At 69.3% G+C, this 14,729-nt stretch carries 13 protein-coding genes; 4 read left to right on the forward strand and 9 right to left on the reverse strand.

Annotated elements, in window-relative coordinates; genetic code table 11:
- Positions 1 to 28: 28 nt before the first annotated feature.
- Together kaiC and NR798_RS04775 are read right to left on the reverse strand one after the other, a co-directional pair.
- Positions 29 to 1,450, reverse strand: a complete 1,422-nt coding sequence (gene kaiC / locus NR798_RS04770; protein WP_375770215.1) for a circadian clock protein KaiC — start codon at positions 1,448 to 1,450, stop codon at positions 29 to 31.
- Complete coding sequence (locus NR798_RS04775) at positions 1,447 to 2,094, reverse strand: circadian clock KaiB family protein (protein WP_375770216.1); 648 nt, start codon at positions 2,092 to 2,094, stop codon at positions 1,447 to 1,449. Before NR798_RS04775 ends, kaiC begins: the two co-directional genes overlap by 4 nt.
- A gap of 165 nt (positions 2,095 to 2,259) precedes the next feature.
- Between NR798_RS04775 and NR798_RS04780 the strand changes: the two genes are divergently transcribed.
- The 3 genes from NR798_RS04780 to NR798_RS04790 all read left to right on the forward strand — a co-directional run bounded on the left by NR798_RS04780 (position 2,260) and on the right by NR798_RS04790 (position 4,920).
- Entirely contained in the window at positions 2,260 to 3,189 is a 930-nt protein-coding gene (locus tag NR798_RS04780; protein ID WP_375770217.1) for a sterol desaturase family protein, read from the forward strand.
- A 36-nt stretch (positions 3,190 to 3,225) separates the two neighbouring features.
- The gene (locus tag NR798_RS04785) at positions 3,226 to 3,420 is read left to right on the forward strand and encodes a ferredoxin (protein ID WP_375770218.1); all 195 of its coding nucleotides are present in this window, start codon (positions 3,226 to 3,228) and stop codon (positions 3,418 to 3,420) included.
- 90 nt (positions 3,421 to 3,510) lie between these two features.
- Positions 3,511 to 4,920, forward strand: coding sequence for an Hsp20 family protein (locus tag NR798_RS04790; protein WP_375770219.1), 1,410 nt, complete (start codon positions 3,511 to 3,513; stop codon positions 4,918 to 4,920).
- On the opposite strand, the gene NR798_RS04795 is transcribed toward NR798_RS04790, so the two are convergent.
- Genes NR798_RS04795 through NR798_RS04805 form a run of 3 tightly spaced genes read right to left on the reverse strand, consistent with a single transcriptional unit; the run spans position 4,898 to position 9,330 of the window.
- On the reverse strand, positions 4,898 to 6,478 hold the full coding sequence (locus NR798_RS04795; RefSeq protein ID WP_375770220.1) for a DUF1501 domain-containing protein: 1,581 nt from the start codon (positions 6,476 to 6,478) through the stop codon (positions 4,898 to 4,900). The two genes, NR798_RS04790 and NR798_RS04795, sit on opposite strands and share 23 nt — an antisense overlap.
- A 12-nt stretch (positions 6,479 to 6,490) precedes the next feature.
- Positions 6,491 to 7,525 (reverse strand): hypothetical protein, encoded by a 1,035-nt coding sequence (locus tag NR798_RS04800; protein ID WP_375770221.1) that lies wholly within the window; start codon positions 7,523 to 7,525, stop codon positions 6,491 to 6,493.
- A complete protein-coding gene (locus NR798_RS04805) occupies positions 7,525 to 9,330 on the reverse strand; it encodes a hypothetical protein (RefSeq protein WP_375770222.1) in 1,806 nt (601 codons plus the stop codon). The genes NR798_RS04800 and NR798_RS04805 overlap by 1 nt, the downstream gene beginning before the upstream one ends.
- Before the next feature lie 292 nt (positions 9,331 to 9,622).
- Between NR798_RS04805 and NR798_RS04810 the strand changes: the two genes are divergently transcribed.
- Entirely contained in the window at positions 9,623 to 10,042 is a 420-nt protein-coding gene (locus NR798_RS04810) for a hypothetical protein (RefSeq protein WP_375770223.1), read from the forward strand.
- Positions 10,043 to 10,234: 192 nt separating this feature from the next.
- Here the strand turns inward: NR798_RS04810 and NR798_RS04815 are convergent, their stop codons facing one another.
- The 4 genes from NR798_RS04815 to NR798_RS04830 all read right to left on the reverse strand — a co-directional run bounded on the left by NR798_RS04815 (position 10,235) and on the right by NR798_RS04830 (position 14,702).
- Entirely contained in the window at positions 10,235 to 11,044 is an 810-nt protein-coding gene (locus tag NR798_RS04815; protein ID WP_375770224.1) for a TlpA family protein disulfide reductase, read from the reverse strand.
- Between the two features lie 12 nt (positions 11,045 to 11,056).
- Complete coding sequence (locus NR798_RS04820) at positions 11,057 to 12,199, reverse strand: serine hydrolase domain-containing protein (protein WP_375770225.1); 1,143 nt, start codon at positions 12,197 to 12,199, stop codon at positions 11,057 to 11,059.
- 34 nt (positions 12,200 to 12,233) lie between these two features.
- Positions 12,234 to 13,838, reverse strand: a complete 1,605-nt coding sequence (locus tag NR798_RS04825) for a serine/threonine protein kinase (RefSeq protein WP_375770226.1) — start codon at positions 13,836 to 13,838, stop codon at positions 12,234 to 12,236.
- A gap of 102 nt (positions 13,839 to 13,940) precedes the next feature.
- Positions 13,941 to 14,702, reverse strand: coding sequence for an ABC transporter permease (locus tag NR798_RS04830; protein ID WP_375770227.1), 762 nt, complete (start codon positions 14,700 to 14,702; stop codon positions 13,941 to 13,943).
- Between the last annotated feature and the right edge of the window lie 27 nt (positions 14,703 to 14,729).

Consider the following 14,729-nt stretch of genomic DNA (forward strand, 5'->3'; position numbering starts at 1 on the left):
CGGAGACTCTCGGAAGGTGTCCCCTTTTCTATTTCGATGAGCCCTTCCCGGGCGGCTCCACCTGGAGCCCGCCGGACACGATGGTCATCCGGTGCGCGGCGGAGGTGTGCTCGGAGCCCCGCATCTTGAGCACCGCCATGCTCCGCTCCAGGCCGTGCTCCTGGCGCGTGTAGTCCATCAGGAGGATGGCATCGGGAATGGTGGACAGGTAGGGCGGGGCGGCGTCGTTCTCCACGAAGGTCCCGATGGTCTGGATGAGCAGGGCGCTGCGGCTGTGCTCGCGGATGAGCGCGGAGATCCCCACCATGAACTGGCGGAAGCCCCGCTCCGAGGTGGAGTGCTCGATGGAGGAGATGCTGTCGACGACGATCAGCGAGGGCTTGAAGTTCGCCAGCCCCGAGCGCAGCTCCACCAGCAGATCCTCCGGGCTGGTCGCCTCCGGATAGCGGCACTCCACCTTGAGGCGGCCCGTGGCCTCGAGCTCCTTGAGGGACAGGCCCACCTTGGCGAAGTTGCGCATCAGGATGGCCTTGGTCTCCTCGAAGCCGTAGTAGATGACGCGCTCACCGCGCAGGGCCCCGGCCCGGGCGTACATGCCGGCGAGCGTCGTCTTGCCACTGCCCGAGGGGCCGCGCACCAGCACGATGGAGTCGCGCAGCCACCCGCCCCGCGTCATCGCATCCAGCCCCGCCACGCCACTGGGGAAGCGTGAGTCCTCGCTCAGCTCGTCGCCCTGTTTGGCATCCAGCGGGAAGACGGTGAGTCCCTGCAGCGTCATGGTGCAGGGGTACTCGCCCTTGTAGTGCGCGCTGCGCCGGTACTTGTGCACCTCGATGGACCGGCGGCGGCGCTCCCCATCCACGAGGTTGCGCAGCACGAGGACCGTGTCGCACACGAAGTCCTCCACGCCCAGGGTGGTCAGCTGTCCGTAATCCGCGGGGGCCTCGGCCGTCATGACGGCGGTGAGCCCCAACTGCCGGAAGCAGGAGACGAGCCGGAAGAAGTGGCTGCGCAGGTGCGCCTCGGGAGGCCGCGGGCTGAAGAGAGCCGTCGCCGAGTCCAGCACCACCGCGGTGGCCCCGCTCTTCTTCACCACCCCGGACACCAGGTGGATGAGCCCCTCCACGTCGAAGTCTCCGCTCACGTGCGTGGGCCCCTCCATGGGCCGCGTGAGATCGGTGAGGACGACCCGTCCTTGCTCCACCAGGCCGGCCAGGTCGAAGCCGAGGGTGTCGGCGGTCGAGACGAGGTCCTCGGCCGTCTCCTCGATGGAGAGGACGACGGTCTTGATGCCCAGGCGGGCCAGGTTGCAGGCGATCTGCAGCGACAGGATGCTCTTGCCCGCGCCGCTCCGGCCGGTGATGAGCGTCGTGCGCCCCTGGGGAATGCCCCCATACGTGATGATGTCGAGTCCGGGGACGCCCGTGGGCAGCTTCTGGATGGCGCTCATGGCCTCCGCTCTACCCCGGAATGGTCCAGCAAGTCCGCAACGAGCGTGGTGTCCTCCAGGTCGCCCACCACCCAGGTTCGCGGCAGGGGGCTGCGCTGGACCAGGGTCGGCGTGAGCAGGATGTGGTCCTCATCCGCCGAGGTGGGCCGGCCTTCGGCCAGGTCGATGACCTTGAAGTCCACCTGCGCGGATTCGTACTGGGCGAGCAGGCTCTTCATCTGCCGGAGCGCTCGCAGCGAGGCGGGGGAGCGGCCCGCCGTGTAGAGCACGAGCTTGATTCGCGCCATGGCACGTTCCTGGGGGGCGGGAGGGGGTGGAGTGCCCAGGAGCTTCAGCACCTGGGCCACGATGGGCTCCGTCCCACGCTGCTTGGAGAGGATCTTCAGGCCCGCGGCGTCCGCGACGTGCGTGCTGCCCGTGAAGATCAGCACCTCCGTGCCTTCCAGCAAGCCAGCGGAAGCGGCCTGCTTGAGCATCCACGTCCCCGTCCCGTCCGGCATCCGGTAGTCGCTGATGACCAGGTTGAACCGCTGGCGCCTCAGCAGCTCCAGCCCTTCCCGGGTGCCCCCCGCCATGGTGACGGTGAACCCCGCCAGCTCGAGCGCCCGTCCGAGGAGGTAGCGGCCGGCCTCGTCATCGTCCACACACAGGATTTGTCCGGCAGGCCGCGGGGCTTCGGAAACCGACATGGGGCGGACATGATACCGGGAACGGCGGCCCGTGCATGCCTTGTCGAGCCTCGGGGGGGGTGTTAGGGCTGCACCCGACAACCCCCACGGGCAGCACCTCGCGCTGCCACGAGGTTCCTCATGGGCGAGCTCCACGCGGCGTCCCGGTATATCGGTCTCATTGCCCTGACCGCGGCCGTGCTGGAAGCGGTGATGCTGCGGTTCGTCTTCAAACGCTCGTACGACTGGCGCTCCGGCCTCGCCTCCATGGCCGTGGCGGTGATCCGGTCCGTCAACCTGCTCATCCCCGTGGCGGTCGCGTTGCCGGGGGCGTACTGGCTGCAGCGGCACCGGCTTTTCGACGCCTCAAGCTTGGGCGTGGCCTCGTGGGTCATCCTGTTCCTGGGCGTGGAGTTCCTCTATTACTGGTACCACCGGCTGGGTCACCGCACGCGCTGGTTCTGGCTCTCGCACGCGGTGCACCACACGCCCAACGAGCTCAACCTGACCACCGTGTCCCGGCTCGGCTGGACGAGCAAGCTCACGGGGGCCTACGCCATCTTCACGCCGCTGGCGCTGCTCGGCTTCTCGCCCGAGTCCATCCTCACCGCGTACAGCCTGAACCTCTCCTACCAGTTCTGGATTCACGCGGACTGGTTCCCGAAGCTGGGCCCGCTCGAGGGCATCTTCAACACGCCGTCGGCGCATCGCGTCCATCACGCGGCCAACCTCGAGTACCTGGATGCGAACTATGGCGGGGTGCTCGTCGTCTTCGACCGCCTCTTCGGCACCTACGTCCCCGAGCGCGAGGACCTGCCGTGCCGGTACGGACTGGTGCACCCGCTGCACACGTACAACCCCTTCAAGATCGCCCTGCATCAGTTCGGCCCGTTCCTGCGGGACGTGTGGAGTGCGCGGAGCGCGCGCGAGGTGCTCGGTTACTTCTTCGCGCCGCCCGGCTGGCGGCCGGATGGCAACAGCGAGACCACCGAGGACATGCGGCGCAAGGCCGCGGCCGAGCGGACGCAGGCTCCGGCGGCCCCTCGGCCCGCGCCGGCGAGCGCCGCGTAGGATGCACCCCAGCGTGAGCACCAGGAGAGCGACACCATGAAGATCGTGGTCGATTGGGAGCGCTGTGAGGCCAATGGCGTCTGTGTGCGCGTGGCCCCCGAGGCGTTCAACCTCGATGAGAAGGATCAGTTGCACGTGCTCGTCGAGAACGTGACGCCCGAGCTGCGCGCCAAGGTGGAGCGGGCCGTGCGCGACTGCCCGCGTCAGGCGCTCTCGCTCGCCAGGGACTGAGCCCGGGTCATCTCCCTTGCCTGGCGCGGCGCGAGGGCCCGCGAATATTCATCGCCCCAGCCCGGGTGATTGGCGTACAGATTGAGGTCCATGGCCGAGCGCATCGATCTCAGTGCATGGAGTCCGGGTGGGGAGCTCCCCGAGGTGGCAGGGCGCTCCGGACAGCGGGGCCGTTGGGCGCCCGCCACGGATGTGTCGGAGACGCCCGGCCAGTTCCTGCTCGAGGTGGATCTCCCGGGCGTGGAGCGGAAGGACCTCGAGCTCACCGTCGCTGGCAGGCGCCTCGTGCTCGAGGGAGTCCGCGCTCCTCTCGAAACAGAGGGGCGCGTGCTGCTCTCCGAGCGGCCGTCCGGTTCCTTCACGCGCGAGCTCCTCCTTCCCCGGGAGTTCCCGGCGGGGCCCCAGGCGGACTACCGCGAGGGGGTCCTCACCATCCGGTTCGCGAAGCCGGGGAGCCCGGACATGGGCGTCACGGGCCTGCCGCCCGGGATGGCCTCCATGGCGGAGTCGTGGCCGCTGCTGGACATCCTGGACACCGGGGAGGGGCTGACGCTGCTGGCGGACCTGCCCGGGGTGTCCCAGGAGGCGCTCGACGTGCTCTTCGAGGGGCAAGTGCTGACCCTGCGGGGGCGGCGGGAGCCGGAGACCTCGGGCAGGCGCTACCGCCTGGTGGAACGCCCCGCGGGCGTCTTCTCCCGCTCCATCCTGCTCCCCGACGGGATGGAGGGCGACAGGATCCAGGCCTCCTTCAAGGAGGGTGTGCTGTCGGTGGTGCTGCCGGCGGGTGGCGCCGCGCTTCGTCCCCGGAAGCGTGTCTCCTCCGGGGGGACGTCCTCCGCGGACCCGGGCCTGCGTGAAGAGCTCGAGGCGCTTCGCGCGCAGCACCAGGCCCTGCGCGACGAGGTGGATGGCTTCTGGCTGGCGCTCGGGTGCGGTCTGCGGCTCGTGCAGATTCCCTTGCACCAACACCTCCCGGTGGAAGTGTCCCTGCGCGACGAGGATCCCATCGTGCAGGCGCAGGTGATGGCGGCGGTGAGGAAGTTCGTGGAGTTCGCCGGCTTCGAGGTGTGGAGGGATCTCCCGCGCGAGGGGGGCGCCTTCCTCAAGCGGTGGCAGGTGCGGACCCGGCGCAAGGAGAGTCAGCCCGAGCTCCAGCAGCGGCTGCTGCGTGTGCAGGAGGCGCTGGAGCTGGTCCGCCAGGGCGCGATGCAGGCGCGGGAGCCCCGGCCCGAGGACTTCCAGGATGCCGAGCGTGAAAGGCTCCTGGGGGAGGCGGCCAGGCCCTGGGCCGAGGCCATCTTCGCGCTCGCGAGCGCGGTGCGATGGGCCGCGTCCGGGGCCTCCCTCCTCATCGGCGCCCTGTCCCTGCGCAAGGAGGTGGCGCCAGCGGGGGCCACCTGGGTGCTGGGGACCCTGGGCGAGGAGGAGCTGGCCTCACACGTGAGGACCTGGCTCTCCGCCGCCCAGGAGAAGCCGCCTACGCCCTCCGGAGCCCCGTGACCTCTCCGTAGCCGCCGGGGATGAAGAAGTCGTGCGTGCCCATGCCCATGATGCGCAGCGCCGTGGTGACGGCGTCCGCGGCCCTGGGCACGCGCCTGGAGGGCTGACCGTTCTCCTCGATGATGTCCACGGGGACGCCGAGCCCGCGCGGGGTGTAGGAGCCCACCTGCCGGTTCGCCGCCACGTTTCCGCCCGCGAAGGCGACCGAGGTGAACGGGTGGTGGTCATCCGGCAGGGAGTAGGTGCCGTCGCTCGCGCGCGAGGCCCAGCTGCGGCCGAACTCGCTCATCACCAGCACGAGCGTGTCATCGAGCAGCGTCTTGCCCGGCTTGCCGGGAGCGGGCGCGGCCTTGAGCTCGCCCAGGAAGCGCGCGACGCAGTCCATGAGTCCGCGGCCGTGCGCGCAGCTGTAGCCGTGGCCGAAGCCGTTGTGCGTGTCGAAGTCGAGCTGCAGCGAGACGTGCAACGAGGTGCAGAGGTCCGACTTGAGCAGGCGCAGCGCGAGATCCATGCGCGGGTCGAGCCCGGTGAGGTGGAAGTTCGCGCCGCCGAACGTGTACGTGAACGACTGGCCCGCCAGGTAGCTCGACATGTACGAGGGCCGGTTCGCCGTCAGCATGTCGATGCCCTTGGTGCCCTCCAGCACGGACACGACGTCCGTCGCGAGCACGCGCGAGACCGACGACAGCGAGCCATGCAGGCCCTCGAGATAGCTGTCCACCTTCGCCGTCGAGCGGTCCATCAGTTGCTGGGCGCGCGAGAGCGAGAAGCGCTCCACCGTCGTCGTCTTCAGGGTGCCACCGGTGGGCTGACCGCGTGCGTCCAGCTCGGGCCCCTCGGTGCGCGCATCGAGCCCCGTCCACCAGGGATTGTCCGCGGGCTTCGCGGAGAGCTGTGGCTTGAGCGCCTGGATTGACGGGACGCGAATGGGCGAGGCGTGTGAGGGCAGCCCCATCCCGAGCGGCGTGCCGCGCTCACCGGAGACGACCACGAAGGGCAGGGGCCTGCTCTCGCGGTACTTCTCGAACAGGTGATTGGCGATCACCGAATGAATGGCGGGCGCCCGGTAGTCCGCACCGGCGACACCGCACATCGAGCCGATGAACGCACTGGAGTGATCGTTGGAGCCCTGGTCGATGCCGTGCAGCACGCTCAGCTGCTCATGCAGCGCGAAGTGCGTGTAGCCGTACATGAGCGGGCTGAAGCTGCCGCGCTCCGCCGGGTTGAGGGGGTTCCACGACTGCCAGGTCCGCAGCGGCTTGTAGGGGCCGTTCGCGGGCGCGAGGTTCACCACCTTGCTCGCGTCGAAGAAGACGGGCTCGGCGGCGTAGGTGGACGGCGCCGGCACGCAGAGCGGAATGTCCGCGTCGTCCATCGGGGTGAAGTAGTACGCCGGCCGGTAGCCGCCCGGGATGTAGAGGACGACGAGCCGTGAGGGCACGTCGGTGTCCGCGGCGTGCGCGGCGCCCGAGCCGAGCAGCCCCGCGCGTTCGAGGAGCGCGAGCTGTCCCGCTCCGAGGGCCCACTTGAGCAGCGTGCGACGAGAAGTGATCGTCATGGTGTCCTCGGCTCAGTAGGTGATCCACAGCGGGTGACGGATGAGCGACGCGCAGACGCCAATCCAGGCGATGCGCGGGCTCTGCGCTTCGAGCGGTACATAGACCTTCTCGTACAGCTCCTTCGCTTCCGCTTCCGAAGGCGGCTGTCCGAGCATGCGCAGGTAGAGCGCGCGCAGGTTCTTCTGCACGGCGTCCGGATTCTTGGCGGAGGTGTCGGCGAGCGTCACGTAGCGCAGCACCGCCGTGTTGCTCTTCTTGTCCACCGCGCGCGCACACCAGGCCTGGGACATCTGCACCAGCGTCTGCGCGGCGGAGGGACCGAAGCCCACGTCCCGCTTGCGGTACACGAGCGGGTTGCCGCCTCCGAGGGCATCGAACCGCTCGACGCTGCGGGAGTCGGAGACGTACTCGTTCGAGATGCCGGGCGCCCAATCCCCGGGCCACACGAAGAGCTTGCCGCCATTCACCACATACGGCTTGTTGCGCCAGTTGGGATCGCTGGTGCTGACGAAGTCCTCGAGCGTGAGCCCGAGCTGCTCCATCAGGCTCACGACCATCTCCTCGGCGGACAGCCGGCGGACGCTGAAGGCCTCCGGATCCGGAGCCTCCAGCCGCGCGGGCGCGGGAGGCAGCTCGCGAATCCAGGCCTCCACCTGCGCGGTGGTCAGCGAGACGTGGCCGTTGGCGACCAGCTCGTTGTAGGGCTGACCCGGCGGCATCTGCGGGTAGCTGCCGGCGGCGGTTCCCTTGAGCAGCTGGACCAGCATGCTGTTGTCGGGGTCCCCGGGCTTCACGTACCGCTCGTCGTACACGAGCCCGTTCTCGAACGCGGTGAGCGAGGCGAAGAAGGGCTTGTTGCCGGTGAGGTGGCAGCCCTCGCACGCGGGCGCCAGCCCGAGCCGGATCTCATCGTTCCTGCCCGAGGGGGCGCAGCTCCCGCCATCGGGGTCATAGGTGACGTCCGGTTTGTTCTCGGTGCAGGCCCCCGCGGTGAGCGCGAGGGAGATCAGCGCGGCGGCTCTCAGCATCGGACGCGGCGTGCTCATCACAGGCCCCTCCGCAGTTCGGGTTGTTCGAAGAGGTAGCGGAGGAAGGGCCGGAGCTTGCGGTCGCGTGCGACGAACTCCTTCGCCAGCTTGTCGATGAAGCGCTTCTCGGAGGCCGGGTTCAGCTCACGGCCGATGAACATGGAGTAGAGCTTGCGCGCGGCGCAGCGGTCGAACTCGCCGGAGCGGACGAGGATCTTCCCGAACCCGAGCGGCCCCATCGTGCCGTCGCCGTGCTGGCCGAGCAGCGTGTACGACTCGGGCATCGTGTCGAGCAGCACCGCCTCCGGATTGGCCGCGATCTGCTCGGGGGTGATGGGCGTCAACACGGTGTTGGGAAGGAACGCGTTCTTCCACCGGTAGCCCGGGGACGAGCCGTTGTGCGGATACTTCCCGGACAGCCACTCCTTGGTGATGCGCTGATTGCCCACGCCCGGCATGATGGGCCAGGGGACGTAGTAGCTGGGGAACGGCGAGAAGTCCCACCGCTTGAACGAGATGGCCGCGGGGTCGAGCGTCTTGTGGCAGTGCAGGCACGTTCCGCCGGTCGCGGGATCGGTCTCGTACGGAGGGAAGTGCACGTCCGCGGGAGGCGGCGAGAAGCTCTGACAGGCGAAGATCTCCAGGAAGCGCGCGGCCCGGACGCGCTCGCGCGGGAAGGAGGACATCGAGCCGATCATGGTGAGCACCCCGGCGGTGGGAAGGCCCTTGGGCGCTTCGGTCGTGGTGCGGGGATCGAACCGGTACATGCGATCCATGCTGCCGGAGGGGGCCCGGCCGCTGGTGAGCGCGAGGTGGTAGGGCTCCAGGTCCTCGACCACGAACTCGCGCCACGCCTGCGGATCGTTCGGCGCCGGGTGCAGCGGGTCGCGAGGTGCGCTGTCCGCGCCCGGGCGCCACCACGTCGTGTTCGCGTCCAGCGCGTTGCTGCCCATCTGCCGGCCGAAGCGCACGTACAGCGCGCGCAGCCAGTTGGTTCCCACCGAGTAGTTGCCGATGACGAGATCCGACAGCGGCCGGTCGTGCCACGCGAGGTGCGCGAACAGGCGCGCGGGCTCCTCGTACGGATGGCGCCGTTGAACGCCGAGGTCGAAGTTGCTCGCGCTCCCCAGGCCCGCGAGCGGTGAGCACCACACCAGGTTCGGACCGCAGCCGCACCCGGTGGGAATCATGGGATCGTAGTAGCCGCCGTTCGCGACGCCGCAGTCGAGCGGCTGCCCCTTGGCGTCGGGGACCTGAGTGACGTTGGAGCCGGCCTTCCCGAGCACCTCGACGGTCGTTCCCGGGGCCCACCAGGGCTCGACCGAGTGCACCTCGGGCACGGCGGGATTGCCGTCCGCATCCTGGTCCTTGCACTGCTTGCTCGGATCCTTCGTCCCGCCGAACTCGTTCACGTGGTAGTACGCGCCCGGGTGCAGGGTGGTGGTGGCGCACTTGTGGAGGTGGCCGGACATGTCGCCCTGGTACGCGTCGCCGGAGGCGCCGGTGGTGTACGCGCCCACCGCGATCCACTCGTGTCCGAAGCGCAGCATCCGCTCGTAGAACTTGGGCGAGGCGAGCGCTTCATCGAGCGTGGACCGCAGGATCGCTTCTCGCGCTTCGGGAGTGGCCGCGGCCGCCATCGCTTCGTACTGCTCGAAGGTGGGCGTGCTCCCGGTGAGCCCGAGCACGATGCGCCGCATGAGCCGTGTGTCGCTCATGCGGTCGTTCGGAGGCTCGACCGCTGGAGGAGTCTCGGGACTGCATTGCTGGGCGTGCGCGTCGATCCCGGTGAGTCCGGAGATCGCGATCATCACGATCAGCATGGCCGCGCTCTTCGAGTGCCAATGCCAGTACATCCGCGAAACGTTAACGGGTAAAGCCTTTCAATGCAAAGGATTGCTGAGAAATGATTCGCACGTGTTCTCAGAATTTGAGTGCGAGGAATCACGTACTGGGAAACCACGAGCCCGTCGGCCATCTCCCAAGCACCGGCCGCGGCAGGCCGGCGAGGAATCTGGTGCCGGACAGGGGCCAGGGCTGCTCGCTGTCCGGGAGGGCAGGGGCGGGTTGGCGGGAGCGGGGACCGGATGCACCTTTCGCGGCAGGAGGAGTGCCATGCGTTCACGGATCGTACTCGCCGGGCTCACCGTGGCCACGCTCGCCCTGGGCGCGGCGAGGGCCGAGGACCCCACGCCCCCGGAGCTCAAGGCCGCTCAGGAGCAGGCCACGCCCGGGGACCAGTTCACCGACACGGACGCCGGCTCCCTCAACGGTACGGTGAAGGGGGCCACCGGCAACGTCGTCACGCTCGAGGTGGGCCGGAAGGCGCCACTGGTGCAGGTCGTCGTGAAGGACGAGGACTCGGTGCCCATCCGCCAGGAGGGCCGGAAGGAGCCGCTCGCCCTCGAGCAGCTGCGGGAGGGCACGCGCGTGCGCACCTCCTTCCGCAACGAGGGCGGCATCCGCGTCGTGACCTCCATCGAGGTGCTCGAGCCCGCCGCGCAGCCGCGGCGCCAGTCCTCTTCAGGGAAGTAATGCGCACTGCTCCCTCTCCCCTCGGGAGAGGGTCGGGGTGAGGGTGTCTGGGCCCGTTCTTCGACCCGTGGTCCTCGGTGTGGACAGGGGGTTCAACCCGGGTTCATCCGATACCCTCACCCCGTCCCTCTCCCGGAGGGCGAGGGGATATGGGCACGGGTCGGCGCATGTGCCCAGCGGCACACCTTCGCCTCAGCGCAGGACCTGCTCGATGTGGGCCGCGAGCGCGCTGCGGTTGAGGTTGCCGGGGGACTGTGCCACCAGCTGTCCCTGGCCATCGAGCAGGGCGAGATAGGGAATGCTGTCCGGGTACGTCCCGCCGATGTCACTCACCGCGCGCTTGAGGCTCCCGGGAGGGTAGGGCGCGGCGCGCAGGGCCGGGAACACGGGGCGTGACCGTTCCAGGTAGCGCACGAGGTCGGTCGGGTTCTCGTCGATCGACAGGCCCACCACCTCCAGGCCGCGCTCCTGGTAGTTGAGCGCCACCTGGTTCACGACGGGAAACGTCTTCCGGCAGCTCGGGCACCACGAGGCGTAGACGAAGACGAGCGTGGCCTTGTTCCCCGCGCGCGTCCGCTCCCGCAGCGAGTCCACGCCCACCGTCTCGATGCGGCCGTTGAATGGCGGGGGCTCGCGAGGGCCCGCCTTGGCCTCCTCGGTGCCCTCCTTCATCCGCAGGGGCGCGGCGAGGTTGGCCGCTACCTTGGACCGCAGTGCCTCCTGCTCGCGTTGCACGCGCTTGCGCTCCTGGGCGATGCGCGCGAGGAGCTGGGCCGCTGCCTCCGCATCCATGCTCTGCTCGGGCACCCGGCGCAGCTGCGCCTCGATGGCGCTCATCTCCGGGTCCACATAGGCCTGATCCAACTTCGCGGCGGTCAGCCTGCCGAAGGCGAGATAGGCCTGCGTGTACTCCTCGGAGGGCTGCCTTTTCCTGCCGCAAGCGAGGCCCGCCAGCAGCAGCAGGCATGCGAGCAGCGAACGGGAGCGGAGCGAAGGGCACATGTCATCTCCAGTCTAGCGCGCGTTGGGAAAGGTCTCGAAGGGCCAGGGAATCACCCCGGGCGCTCCGAGCCAGAGGTCCGCGACCCGCTGCGCGAGCCTCCAGGGCTCTCCGCCCGCGCGATTCGTCAGGACGATGACCGTGAGCCGCTGCTCCGGATACTTCACGATGGCGTTGGTGAAGCCCGACGTCTCGCCGTGGTGCGACAGGCGCGGCCGTCCTCCGTCGTCGTCGATGAACCAGCCGAAGCCATAGTGCGAGGCGCTGCCCTCCGGCAGGGCCGGCGCCGTCCATGCGAGCCGCTGCGTGGCCTCGCTGACGAGCGCGTGCGTGTCCAGCGCCTTGTCCCACGCCACCAGCTCCTCCACGGACGAGTAGATGCCGCCATCTCCCAGCACGGCGCTGGTGGGGCTCTGGTCCCGGGGGCGGAAGCCATTCGCGTCTGCCACGTAGCCGTACGCGCGCTGGGGCACCGTGGAGATGCCCTGCTCGTGCGCGACCGTCGAGTGCATACCCGCCGGGGTGAAGACGCGCTCGTGCAGGAAGCGGGCGAAGGGCATTCCGCTGACCTGCTCCACGATGAGGGCGAGCACCGCGTAGCCGGAGTTGCTGTAGCGCACCGCCGTCCCGGGCGGGAAGTACGTGCGCTCGGCGCGCGAGAGCAGCGCGAGCACGTCACGGTCCTTCACCTGCACCGTCTGGGTGTCCGGGACGAAGGCCTCGTAGTCCCAGATGCCCGAGGTGTGATTGAGCAGGTGGCGGATGCGGACCTCGCTCGCATGGGCGGGGAAGCCGGGGAGCACGTCGGCCACGCGGTCGTCGTAGCGGAGCTTGCCCTCCTCGGCGAGCCGCATGATGGCCATGGCTGTGAACTGCTTGGAGAGCGAGGCCAGCCGGTAGTGGGTCCCCGTCGTGGCGGGCGTGCGCTCGGGGAGCTCCGCCAGGCCGTAGGCGCGGCTGAGCACGGCCCGGCCCTCGTGAATCACGACGACGCTGGCGCCAGGGCCGTCCGGGCTCGCATAGGCGGCGAAGAGCGGGTCCACGGTGCGCACGTCCGGGGCCGGGAGCGTTCTGACGCTCGACGTGGCCCCCGTACACCCGGCGAGCAGGGCGAGGGCGGCGAGGAGGGCGGCGGTCGCGACGGAGGAGTCGTTCATGCGACCTCCTCCATACCTCACCCGTCCCGCGTCCTCAGCGCCCCATCTTGATGTCGAGCGAGGGGTTGCGGCGCGGCGGCTTCTGCACCGTGGACTTGGGCGTGAGCTTCACCGAGAACTCGGGCGCGTTTCCGGCGGACACCTGGTGCTCCTGGGTCTCGTAGCCATCCAGCTTCAGCGCCAGCCGCACGGGTCGCGCGTCCGGCAGCGGCAGGTCCATCGGCGTCGGGCCGTACTGCTTCCCGTCCACCTCCACCAGCGCGCCCGCCGGCTCCGAGAGCACCTTCAGATTCACCTTCTGCGGCTCCACCCGCTCGGGAGGCCCGGCCTGGGCCGTCCCCGTCTGGGCCGTCCCCGTCTGGCCCTGCACCGCCGCGGGGGGCTCCGTCACCTGCGGGGACCCGGCCGGCTGCTGGCGCAGCATGACGAGCGCCGCCCCCGCGCAGAGGAGCAACACGCCCACGCTCGCCGCCACCGCCACCCGGGGAAAGCGCCGCTGAGGCTCGGGAGCCGGAGGCAGGGACAGCGTGTGCGGGCCGCTGCTCTTCGTCAGCGGACGGGGCGGCGGGACGACTGGCGTCCCCGTCCCCGCGGGAGTGGCGGCCCGCTGTCCGGGCTGCTGCGAGAGCGAGCGCACACTGCTGCGCGACGGGTTGGACTTCGAGTCCAGGTCCGCGTCCTCGGCGAGCTGATCCAGGTTGGCGGGGTCGGCCTCGCGCGCGATGCGATCGGCGTACAGGTCCCTCAGGTACGCGGCCAGGTGCGCGTTGCTGGCCGGCAGCCGGTACTGGAGGATGTAGTCCTCGATGGCCAGCCGGAAGGCTCCGCAGTCCGGGAAGCGCCCCTCCGGCGTGGGCGCCAGCGCCTTGAGCACCAGCTCGTCCACGCCCGGCGGCAGCTTCGGGTTGAGCTGCGAGGGCACCGGCACCTGGCAGTCGCGCACCAGCCGCAGCGTCATCAGGTCCGACTCGCCCTTGAACAGGCGCCGGCCCGTCAGCATCTCCCACAGCACCACGCCCAGGGCGAACAAGTCGCTGCGTCCATCCACCGGCTGGCCATTGGCCTGCTCCGGCGACATGTACGGGTACTTGCCCTTGAGCACCCCGGTGGCCGTGTGCGACGCGCTGCCCGCCGCCTTGGCCACGCCGAAGTCGATGACCTTCACGCCTCCGTCGAAGCCCACCAGGATGTTCTGCGGCGACACGTCCCGGTGCACCAGCTGCAGCGGCTGGCCCTGGGGATTGCGCGCCTGGTGCGCGTAGTGCAGCCCCGCGGCCGCCTCCGCGATGATGCGCAGCACCAGCCCCACCGGCAGCGGCTTGCCCTGCGAGCGCGCGTACTTCTCCAGCCGGCGCACGTCGTCGCCTTGCACGTACTCCATGGCCAGGCACTGCCGGCCGCCGATCTCCGACAACTCCAGGATGGTGATGAGGTTGGGGTGCCCCAGCCGGGCCACCAGCCGGGCTTCCTCCAGGAACATCGTGAGGAAGTCCTCATCCTCGGCCAGGTGCGGCAGGATGAGCTTGAGAACGACGAGTCTCTCCAGACCCGCGCCCCGCTCGAGCGCCAGGAACACCTGACCCATCCCGCCGGAGGCAATCTTGCGCAGTAACTGGTACTTGCCGAAGGGGACGGCCATGACGCAACACAATAACCCGGCTTCTGAGAATCAGCGAATGTCACGGTCGTGACAGTGCGCCGCAGGGCACGGAGGGCAGGCAGGCAACCGTGCCCTGGCCACTCAGGCTTTCAGTTTGTAACCAGAGCGTAACGCGGCCCACGCCAGGCCTGTAGCCACCAGGGCAACAAGCACCAGGATGCCCAGGCCCAGGAGGGGCGCGAAGCCGCTGATGCCCAGCATCCCGTAGCGCAGCCCCTCTACCATGTAGACCATGGGGTTGAAGAGGCTGATGTGGTTCCAGGGCGAGGGCAGCTCGTGCACCGAGTAGAAGATGCCCCCCAGGAAGGTGAGCGGAAGCATCACGAAGGTGGGGAAGAAGTTGATCTGCTCGAACTTCTCGGCCCACACGGCGGCCAGAATCCCCAGCACGCTGAAGGTATAGGAGGACAGCAGCAGGAAGAGGAGCGTGGCGGGCGCGTGCTCCAGGTGGAAGCCGGTGAAGAAGGAGGCCACCAGCCAGGTGAGCCCGCCCACCATCAGCCCGCGCACCATGGCTCCGCCGATGAAGCCGGCCATCAGCTCCAGCGGCCCCAGCGGCGCCACCAGCAGGTCCACCACCGTGCCCTGAATCTTGGTGATGAAGAGCGAGGAGCTGCTGTTGAGGAAGGCGTTGTTGGCCAGGCCCATGAAGACGAGGCCCGGGACGATGAACTGCAGGTAGGGCACGCCCTCCACCTCGTGCACGCGGCCGGAGAGCGAGTAGCCGAAGACGAGGAAGTAGAGCGAGGTGCTGATGAGCGGTGAGAGGACCGTCTGGCCCGGCACGCGCATGAAGCGGCGGACCTCCTTGGCCAGCAGGGACTTCATCCCAATCGTGTTCATGGTGTCGTCGTCGTGTGCAGTCGGGTG

Source organism: Archangium gephyra (genome assembly GCF_042230915.1).
Classification (GTDB): domain Bacteria; phylum Myxococcota; class Myxococcia; order Myxococcales; family Myxococcaceae; genus Archangium; species Archangium gephyra_B.